Consider the following 9,616-nt stretch of genomic DNA (forward strand, 5'->3'; position numbering starts at 1 on the left):
CAATTCGCAAGCCCTGAATCTCAAACTGACCTGTACGGGCGGGCCGCCATTGTTGACTCAGCCTATGCCAAACGCGTAAGTCCCGGTTCGCGCACGACGTCCAGGGCGCAGCTTTTCAACTTTGAAGGTATCAAAATGGACGACAAATATGCCAATGCGCGAGAGCACTTTTTCGCGGCAATTCGCACACTAGCAGCCTCTACCGACGCCATACAAACGCGATTGATCGACGCAAATGTGAACATTCTGCACGTTACCATCGATGAATTCGATGGTGACCGGGAGCTCAAGTTCAAGTTCGCAAAGATACTGGATCTTCTGGCGATCGATCAGGACGATATCGGGGTCGTGGCTGTTGAGACAGCTGCGCACATGACTGACTTTGAAGCCGTCAAAGTCGCGGACCTGATTTGCGATTTTTACTACGAGCTCACGTAATAGTCGGCCCGGCAGCCCCGTCTTCGACTAGCGAGGCGTCGGATATTTGCCGACCAGACGCTAGGAGCGGCTGAGATCAATCCGACTGATCACAATGGTCTTGCCCGTCGCCGGATCCTTATCGATCGTCGTTAGGCGCATCCCATTGTCGCCAACTTTTTCCAGCCTCAGCTGGGCCGTACGGTCGCCATTGACTTCCTTTGCCCAATGGATGCCTAGAACCAGTGCGTTGCCTGATCGACCGCCACTGAGGCCAGCCGGACCGGTGCTCGATCCGGTGTATATGCCCGTATAGGTTTTGCCATTCGTCTTCACGTCGGCGCCGATCGCCCGCGAGAAGACCACGTAACCTGTACACTTGCCGTTAAGCGCCAATGAGCTTTCAGTCGCGTCAGATGCAAATTTGCAGTTGATTTTGATGGGTTGGGAATCAGCGTCGACCTTGACCGTGCCCTTGCCAACCCAGCTGCCGGCAAACGATTTCAGAAAGGCGCCGTCAGCGGCCTGAGCAGGCGCTGTAATGCAAAGCACTGCTGCGGCCAACCATCCAATGGATTTTGTCATGATAAAGTCCTTCAATTCGGCGCAGGCGCGAATACGATCAGAGCGCGGGCGCGATGCAGATTTGAGTTCTGTCGATTATGCGTCTAGGCGCTGGCAACTGCCTTCTCTATCTCGTGGGCCGAATGGCCGGTGAGATCCTTGGCGATTTCGCCAATCAGAACGTCCGATAATTTCTGATGATAGTGCTTGCGCAGTTCGCCAAGCGTTCGAGGAGCGGCGATGATGATCAGATTGGCGATTTGTCCGCCGAGGACGTGTCGGTTGAGCAGTTCGGCGGTTCCGGCCGCAAAATTGTCCTCCTCGATTTGACTGTTGTCCGGATTGGCGGAGCTGCTCTGATGACGCGCACCGGATCCCTTGTTCTCGTTTGCGACGTCTTCCACGACCGAGGCCGTCAGCTTTGGATTGGCTTCGTCTCCTGAATTGCGGAACAGATTGAGCCTTTCGCCATCGGCCACAGCAACGGTCGCACCTTTAGGAATATCCATGTGTGAATGTTCTCCGAGATTGCGCCAGCCCTAGCTATTCGGTTGGGGCCTGCTGACGTCAGTCTTAACGCCCCAAGCCGCCAATGGATGCTTTGATCTGAGCCTTTCGTCGACGCCCGGCCGACTAAGGGCCGCGCCGACCGCCTACATGCCCCCAAACGGTGGCGCCTCATTGTGAGATCGGCGTCAGGTGCCTGACGTTGGACGGATAGGCCGCGTTACATGTTGCGCTGGAACGAATGTCGTCGCGCCCCGTTCGCTGAGAGATGGTGGGATAGGGGTGACGCGATGCACGACGCTTTTTTCAGGGTTCCAGTGACGGTTGAGTTGCCAAATGGAGAACTTCGCAGGTTGTCCAGTGCGTCCGAGGCTGCGATCTTGCTGATGGAGAAGTGGCCGGAAGAGCACGGCTCGATATACCGAGATGCGTTACAGGCCTGCACAGGCTCACTGACTTCGGAGGAGGAGGTGGAATATGCCCGACAGGCGTTTTTGGCGGCTGCGGAGGAGGCAGGGCTGACCTTGCAAGGCGTGCATCACAACGAGGACGCTCCATCGCCGCGTTCGGTAGAACAGCCAAAATCGTCATACATTGCCGATGAGAAACGACGGGATCGTGGACACAGGGAGGAGCAAGAAGACTTTCTTATCCGTTTCCTGGCGCGCGAAACCGGGATTACGGAAGCCCAGGCGCGCGAACTGATCGATATGGTCGGTACTGATCGTGGATCACTGCTGCGAGAGGCCAGAATATTGAAGGCGCAACGCTGAGACGCCGGAATCTGACAATGGTCCGGAAGGAGTGCGCCGCTTAGGCTGATAATGGGGATGCTGGACAACCCTAGGCAGGGTGGCGTTCAGTGCCTGACGATGTCGTCTTGCGGTGACTTAGCCGTTTGATTGTGGAACGCCGAGGTTCCCTCCGCAGGTCGAAACGCGTTGCGCTCGCAGTCCATCGAGCAGGCTTGACCGGACCGCATCGTCACCTTGGCGCGAGGACCAAGGTTGATTTGGAACTGCAGGCGATCCAGCACATGTCGGGATCGCGGCGCCAAGACTGGGCATAGGATCTGCGATTTTTCTCATATGCTGGATGAATTGAGCTAATAGAAACGCCAGCTTCTGGTCACAGCATCAGAGTTTGTCCTTCGACCCCTTTGCGAGTTTCCATGACGATAACCGCGGAACATCTAAAGCCACTCCTGTGGGAACCCAAGAACCTGGTCCGAGCCATCGAAGCAGCAGGGGTCGCCCTGTGGTCGTGGAACGTGGACAGCGACGCTTTGGGCATGGATGACCGAGCCTATGACCTTTGGGGCATACCGCGCACGACAGACGTAAAGTTTGAAGACCTTTCCGCGCACATCCATCCTGCCGACCGCGACCGAGTGCGGGCGGCCTTCAATGCCACGCGAGCGATTGTCGGCCCCTATGAGATCGACTTCCGGATCATGATCGGCGACGAACTCAAATGGATTTCCGCGCGCGGTCAAGGCGACGACGAAGGGATCGTCCAGCGGCTGATGTTCGGCATCTTCATTGATGTGACCGGCCGCAAGCAGGCGGAAGAAAGCCGCGAGCTGCTGGCCGGCGAAATGAGCCATCGCGTCAAGAACCTGCTGACCATAGCCTCCGGCCTTACTGCCATTACCTCGCGTTCGACGACGACGACCAATGACATGGCGCGCGAGCTTACACAGCGGTTGACTGCCTTGGGGCGAGCCCATGATCTGGTGCGGCCGGTGCCCGGCCAGACCGAGGCCGCCTCGGCGCTGCTTGGCGACCTGCTTACGGTACTGCTTGCGCCTTATGACGATCTGGGAGCGTTCAGCGGCCGGATCAGGGTGTCGGTACCAAGGATGAGCGTTGGTGAATCATCGGCAACGATCCTGGCGCTTATCATCCATGAACTTGCAACCAACTCTCTCAAATACGGCGCCTTGTCGGCGGAAGCAGGCACGCTGGATGTATCGTGCTCGGCGCAAGATGACGCCGTCACCATCGTCTGGACAGAAAGTGGCGGACCGCTCGTTGAGACACCTGCGGGCCCGCTTGGCTACGGAAGCAGATTGGTCGAGCGCAGCGTGACCGGGCATCTGCGTGGCTCGATCGCTTATGATTGGTCAAAGCAGGGCCTGATCGTCACGCTGAAAATCCAGCCGCAGCGCCTCACACAATAACCGCGCGCTCGCCTTCAAAGGCCGAGCTGGTGATCGAGCCCACGCCATGGAGGCGGAAGAACTGGCAGGGCGGCCATGTCAAGTTGAGACCAAGTCGCGTAAACTTGCCGCTATGGCTGCGTTGTCATACGGCTTGGCATAAAACAGGCTGCCTTTCGGAAGGTCCGTGACCGACACCGCGCGATGGCCTGACGTCGCTACAATCCTGATGGGTGGCCAGCGGTCGCGTACAGCAGCAGAAAGCTTTATGCCATCCATGCTACCTGGCATGTCGATGTCGGTGAACATGAGCTGGATCTGGGCATTGGTTTCGAGCAAGTCGATTGCCTCATCGGCATTGGCCGCCTCCAATACCTCAAAACCCTGGCCAAGGAGGAAATCCGCGATGTCCATGCGGATTAGCGGCTCGTCCTCGACAACCAACACGCAGATGCTAGGTGGCACTAGACCCTCCTGCCAAAATCATGCTGGCGTCCACAACTCTGTTGCGCCCAGATCGCTCCACAAAAAACTTGCAGTACAAGCATTCAGCGCCAAGAGTCGAAGTTCGCGGCCTACTAGCGTGGACGGGCAAGGGATTTGGGCAATGTGATGCTTCGCGTCCGAACCCGCCTGACCCAGGCGGGCTTTTTATTGGCTGTCGCTATGAACGCGGTCAATTCCCTTCGACCCGAGCAAACCACGGATCTAAAAGTGAAGCCGATCGCCGGCCCCAGCACGGCATGGATTTGCGCCAAGATGGCATAGCATGCGAGTTCGACGGTTCGGGGGATGGGGACAGTCCTTTTTTCTCCTCTTTGCCCGCGTTCGTGGTTCTCAATGGACCCGCCCCAGCGCCGTCGCCGCTTCCGTCTGGCTGATTCCAAGGCCGTTGCGCCAAGCTTTAAATTCTTCGGAAGTCAGCACATTCTCCACTCAAGGCTTCCCCTTCGATAAGCCCGGGTTTCCAGGCGCCCTGTGACCTTTATCTGAAGTAAAGCCAAGCTTACCGGCCCCAACCTTTATCCTCAGCTTCACAGACCGAAGTCTATGGCTCGAGCAGGGCAGCGCCGTACTTGGCCCATAGCCGCTCGCAGTCAATCAACCTAAGGCTTGGTGGGCCTGACGATGAGGAATTTGGCCTCCGTTTTGTTGCTGAGGTCGAACACTCCAAGAATTTCGGGGCGCCAGTAATTGACAGCCCGGTGCAGGGACGGGTTGCTCGAGTTATTCCCTGACCTGGGCCGGCCTGACTATTCGAGCCGGAATTCAACCAAACGCGCATCACCCTCATTGATGAGGCCGCTGTCGACTGCAGCTTCGAACGCCTTCGCAAAATACTCATCATCCGAGGCTTGGTGAACTTGGCCTGCAAGATCGATTGGCAGTGCGCCGATCACCCGACCAGTTGCCTTCTCGATAACCGTGACGGTCCGCTGCATCGATCAGGGTTTGTTGACGGTGTCGTCAACTGCGTTCGCCGTCGACTTGACGTCCCTACCGACGCCTCGGACGGTATTAGCGCAAGCGGAAAGAGCCAGGGCGCAGGCAAGAATAGCGATGGGGGCAAGGTGTAACAGTTTCACGGCGATGTCTCCTCTTCATGACGTAACCCACGAATGCCCATCGAGTTCCAATCATGCTTGTTCCCGCAAACGCCCCGCGATTTAGAAAAGTGCACAGCGTGCGACGAGATCTCCGGCTTATTCGACGGTGCAGGGCGGCGACGCGCGGATTTCGAGGCCGAGGGTGGTCATAATGTAGGTAAGAGACTGCCCGCTAATGTTGCGCGAGGCCCTGATTACATGGTGTCAATTGCATCCAAGGTTCAGGCGTATTGCAGTTCTGGCTTCGTCTCGGTACCGTTGATCATTCCGGCGCTAGCGTAGTTTCGGGGCTCTGCGTCTCCTCGACATCGGGCGGATAGTCGAAGTCTGCGGCCGGATTGTCCGCGCCGCTCAGAGGAACTGGACCGGCACGCCGGGACTGAGAAGCTTGCCAAGTTCTCCAGCATCCCAATTGGTCAGGCGTACACAGCCATGGGAGCCGGTCTTGTCAATACGGGCGGGCTCGGGGGTCCCGTGAATACCGAAGCTCGGTTCAGACAAGTCGATCCACACCGTGCCGACGGGGCCATTGGGACCGGGCGGAAGGGTCAGGACCTTGTCGTTGTTGCCCTGTTTGAAATTGAGCTTGGGATTGTAGGTGTAGCTCGGGTTCGTGACCACCGCCCTTACTGTATGCATGCCGGACGGGGATGGGTTCTCCTCGCTGCCAATTGTGGCCGGAAAGGCCGCCAGGAGTGAGCCGTCTTCCGCATAGGCGCGAACCTGGCCTTCGGCCTTGTCTACTTCCAGTCTGGCGGCCGTTCCGCGCTTCCCCGAACCTAGATCGGCCACCGAAATCGTTTCTCCCTCGGCGAAGGTCGCGCCAGGATTGAGTGCCTTCAGAAAATCCTCGTCCATGTGGAAACGCTCGGCCATGGCCTCGCTTGGACGGGCGTAGCCGAGGTATTTCATCTCCGCCATTTTGGCATAGTCCTTCGGAATGGCACCCACCACCGTGGAAAGGTCGTCCGCCGTGACGACGTAGCTGCCGATAACCTGCTTGTCCGCGTCTATGGCGGCGATGACCTTGAGTCCAATCTTTCCGTCGACCGGAAGGCCACGCATCACTTCAAAGGCTGCGATGGCGTGCCGCAGGTTGCCGCCATCAAGACCGTCGATAACTCCTGGCGACGCCCCCGCCCGGTCGAGCAATACCTGCAACCGAACTATGGACGGCGAGGGCGCGTCTGCCGCAGGGGCTTGCGTAAACTCCGTCGAAGGGGCGGCGGCACCGACATTGAACGTGCTGCCGGTGGTCAGCGGATCAATCTTCGAATCCGGGGGCGCATACGTCGGCGAAATTGCATCGAGGGGCGCTGCGTTGACGGTATCGGGGGTAAGCAATGACGCGGCGTGAGCTGGTGAGATGACCAACGTTGCCGTGCCAGCGCCAAGTGCCGTGCTGAAGGTGAGTACAAGTAGACCGAGGCCGCGTCGCATGTGGGGTGTGTCTCCTGGCAGCGAAAAGAGGCCGCAAGCGACATTCTGCCGGATTGGTTACTGGTCTCTTAACATCGATGTCCAATTCAACTCACTGTGCCTGCAGACCTACTAGGGGAACTTAGCGCCGTGACGCCCTGGGTTCCGAATTTGTTCAGAAAGCATCCGATCCGCCCCGGAGGAGCCAGAAGACTCTGATCCGTCTCCTTGCACGCGAACCCGGATTACCGAAGCTCGGACGCGAGAGCTGATTAACATGACGGTACCGATCGTGGATCAAGCTGGGAGACGCCCGACTAAAAGGCGCAGCGGAATTCCCGACGTTACAGAAGCAATACGCCGTTGGTCTACAGGCCAGGGCAAAGGGTCTGCCAAGCCCCGGTCTTGGTGTTCTGTCCCATGATGCCGCCGCGGTGCTGCGTCTTAGCCCGTTGAGGCTCCGGCCAAGGAGCAGGGATGGGGACGGAAAATCTCATTCTAGACCTGACCAAGATGCGGACTATTAGTTGCTACCTGCTTGGCTGAATACAACCGAGCCGTCGTCCTTGCGAACCTCGACCGCTACAATACCGTCTGAGTTTCGTGCGGAAAAATTGGCAAGCGCGTTATCCCGTGCAGCCTTCTCGGTCTCGAACGACGCTTTCTCGACAATGCCTTGCTTGCCGTACCAGATCACCGTGTAAGCCAACGTTTCGGCGTCCTTCTCTGCTTTAGTTTTCTTCGCGCGCTCGCAACGGTGTCGAAAGGGACCGGTTGAGACATTACGCCTTGGGCAGGATATTACAAATCCACAGATCTGACGTATCTCGGCGAGGAAAGTTCGAACCGAGAGGTGGGAAACGCCATCCCGATCTCGCGTGTGCCTTGATGCCCTGCCGCCTCCAGATTGACGGCATCGACATTGTAGGAAGCCCGGCAGTAGCGACATTGTCCGACTAGCGGCCGGTATTTGGCCGCTTTAATTGCTTAGTCAGACGTTGAGTCTCTCCGCACCAAGGCCACTCGATCGTCCCTGAGAAACCACGGTGTGTATGCAGAAGGCACAAGGACATCATGCCTATTTTTTCAGTGAGGCACTCGACTGTCTATCGTTACAGCCGACCTGTAAGGTTTGGCGAACACCGGCTGATATTCAGGCCGCGCGACAGCTTCGACCAGAGACTTCTAGACCACGCCATGGTCATTGATCCCGAGCCGAAAGAGCTCCGTTGGATCCACGACGTTTTTGGAAACTGCGTTGCCGTGCTCGATTTCAAGGGGGCAGCTAAAGCACTGCACTTCGAAACAGCAATTCGGCTTGATCATACGCCTCAGCACGCGCCCGATTTTCGCATCGACGAAGCAGCACTCAGCTATCCGTTTTCATACGAATCTGACGAAGCAACCGACCTTTCCCAGACCATCGAGCGCCATCATCCCGACGAAGGGGACGAGATTGGAAAATGGGCACGACAATTCTTGAGTGCCGGTGGCAAGACAGAGACGGGCACACTGTTGATGACACTCTGCTATGCCATCCACGAAAGCTTTGTGTATTCCCGTCGAACGGAACCCGGGACACAACCGCCTCTTGTCACGCTACATCTGCGGCGAGGCACATGCCGTGACTTCGCACTGTTCATGATGGAAGCTGTTCGATCGCTTGGTTTCGCTGCGCGTTTCGTGACCGGATATATCTACGTTCCAACCCGAGACAAGTTGGAGGTACGAGGTGGAGGATCGACCCACGCCTGGTGCCAGGTCTATTTGCCTGGAGCCGGTTGGGTCGAGTTCGATCCGACCAATGGCATTGTCGGTAATCGGGAACTGATCAGGGTGGCAGTCGCTCGACACCCGCGACAGGCGATCCCTCTTTCCGGCAGCTACTCGGGAAGCGCTTCGAGTTTTTTGGGCATGGACGTCGAGGTGAAAGTTACCAGGGAATAATCAGACCAGAACCCTCGCCCAATGAATGTGGTGGAACCGATTCGTCAAAGCGGAGTTTGGCCGTCTCCTCAATCAAGAACATTTGGAGCGACGATGCGGATACGCGCAGGTTACAATCTCACCTACGAGTGTCCTAAGCCAACGCCGATGCTTCTCGTTCTGGAAATCCACCCGTCACGTCGGGTCGACCTGCTGACGGAACAGGTGATTGGCTTTGATCGGCCGATCGAAGCAAGGGGCTACATCGACAGTTTCGGCAATGCCTGCACAAGGATCGAGGCCCCTGCTGGATTGACGACGATTTCAACCACCTTTGAAATCTACGACAGCGGCAATCCGGACATCGTCGCCCCCGAGGCCATACAACACGATATAAAAGACCTGCCGGATGAAGTACTAACTTTCCTTCTAGGAAGCCGGTACTGCGACACCGATCGTCTCGGGGATTTCGCCTGGGCGACCTTTGGCAACACAAGGCCTGGATGGGCTCGCGTCCAGGCAATCTGCGATTTCGTTCACAATCACATAGCGTTCAGCTACCAGAACGCCGACGCGCTGCGCACAGCTCATGGCGGCTTCCTCGATCGAACCGGTGTTTGCCGTGACTTTGCTCATCTGGCTATTGCACTGTGTCGCTGCATGAACATTCCGGCGCGCTATTGTACGGGTTATCTGGGGGATATCGGGGTCCCGCCCGTGCCAGATCCGATGGATTTCAGCGCCTGGTTCCAAGCCTATCTCGGTGGTCATTGGTTCACCTTCGACGCTCGGCACAACCACCCTCGCATCGGAAGAATCCTGATGGCAACGGGCCGGGACGCGACTGACGTTGCCCTCTCGACCAGCTTTGGGTTGTCGAGCCTGGCCCGCTTCGAAGTTATTGCTGAAGAGGTGGGCACAGTGCCTGGAGGGAATGGGATTGTGCCTGGCGCCAGATCGCTCGCATCGACAAGAAAATCCCGCCATCGTGGAAGCTCGCGGACCTGATCATCAC

The 9,616-nt window shown here is 57.5% G+C and carries 11 protein-coding genes; 5 read left to right on the forward strand and 6 right to left on the reverse strand.

The window, feature by feature from the left end; translation table 11 throughout:
- Positions 1–438: hypothetical protein (locus EN932_RS20255; RefSeq protein ID WP_245483300.1), on the forward strand; the 438-nt coding region annotated here is incomplete at its 5' end.
- A gap of 60 nt (positions 439–498) precedes the next feature.
- Here the strand turns inward: EN932_RS20255 and EN932_RS20260 are convergent.
- Together EN932_RS20260 and EN932_RS20265 are read right to left on the reverse strand one after the other, a co-directional pair.
- Entirely contained in the window at positions 499–1,002 is a 504-nt protein-coding gene (locus EN932_RS20260) for a hypothetical protein (protein WP_127369786.1), read from the reverse strand.
- An 83-nt stretch (positions 1,003–1,085) separates the two neighbouring features.
- Positions 1,086–1,490: a host attachment protein gene (locus tag EN932_RS20265; RefSeq protein ID WP_128369009.1), complete on the reverse strand. Its 405-nt coding sequence runs from the start codon at positions 1,488–1,490 to the stop codon at positions 1,086–1,088.
- A 288-nt stretch (positions 1,491–1,778) separates the two neighbouring features.
- Between EN932_RS20265 and EN932_RS20270 the strand changes: the two genes are divergently transcribed.
- On the forward strand, positions 1,779–2,261 hold the full coding sequence (locus EN932_RS20270) for a DUF982 domain-containing protein (protein ID WP_245483301.1): 483 nt from the start codon (positions 1,779–1,781) through the stop codon (positions 2,259–2,261).
- Between the two features lie 398 nt (positions 2,262–2,659).
- A complete protein-coding gene (locus tag EN932_RS20275) occupies positions 2,660–3,670 on the forward strand; it encodes a sensor histidine kinase (protein WP_128338140.1) in 1,011 nt (336 codons plus the stop codon).
- Positions 3,671–3,748: 78 nt separating this feature from the next.
- Here the strand turns inward: EN932_RS20275 and EN932_RS20280 are convergent, their stop codons facing one another.
- From EN932_RS20280 to EN932_RS20300, 4 genes are all read right to left on the reverse strand, one after another.
- Positions 3,749–4,096: a response regulator gene (locus EN932_RS20280; protein WP_128338141.1), complete on the reverse strand. Its 348-nt coding sequence runs from the start codon at positions 4,094–4,096 to the stop codon at positions 3,749–3,751.
- A gap of 806 nt (positions 4,097–4,902) precedes the next feature.
- The gene (locus tag EN932_RS20285) at positions 4,903–5,091 is read right to left on the reverse strand and encodes a hypothetical protein (RefSeq protein ID WP_127366483.1); all 189 of its coding nucleotides are present in this window, start codon (positions 5,089–5,091) and stop codon (positions 4,903–4,905) included.
- 516 nt (positions 5,092–5,607) lie between these two features.
- Positions 5,608–6,696 carry a L,D-transpeptidase gene (locus EN932_RS20295; RefSeq protein WP_127366481.1) on the reverse strand — a complete coding sequence of 363 codons (1,089 nt, stop codon included), beginning with the start codon at positions 6,694–6,696 and terminating at the stop codon, positions 5,608–5,610.
- Between the two features lie 502 nt (positions 6,697–7,198).
- A complete protein-coding gene (locus EN932_RS20300) occupies positions 7,199–7,384 on the reverse strand; it encodes a hypothetical protein (protein WP_127366480.1) in 186 nt (61 codons plus the stop codon).
- 365 nt (positions 7,385–7,749) lie between these two features.
- Here EN932_RS20300 and EN932_RS20305 point away from each other — a divergent pair, with 365 nt between their 5' ends.
- Together EN932_RS20305 and EN932_RS20310 are read left to right on the forward strand one after the other, a co-directional pair.
- Positions 7,750–8,622: a transglutaminase family protein gene (locus EN932_RS20305; RefSeq protein WP_127366479.1), complete on the forward strand. Its 873-nt coding sequence runs from the start codon at positions 7,750–7,752 to the stop codon at positions 8,620–8,622.
- A 93-nt stretch (positions 8,623–8,715) separates the two neighbouring features.
- Positions 8,716–9,609 (forward strand): transglutaminase family protein, encoded by an 894-nt coding sequence (locus EN932_RS20310; protein WP_127370948.1) that lies wholly within the window; start codon positions 8,716–8,718, stop codon positions 9,607–9,609.
- Positions 9,610–9,616 lie beyond the last annotated feature (7 nt).

This window comes from Mesorhizobium sp. M7A.F.Ca.US.002.01.1.1 (genome assembly GCF_004022955.1).
Lineage (GTDB): Bacteria > Pseudomonadota > Alphaproteobacteria > Rhizobiales > Rhizobiaceae > Mesorhizobium > Mesorhizobium ciceri.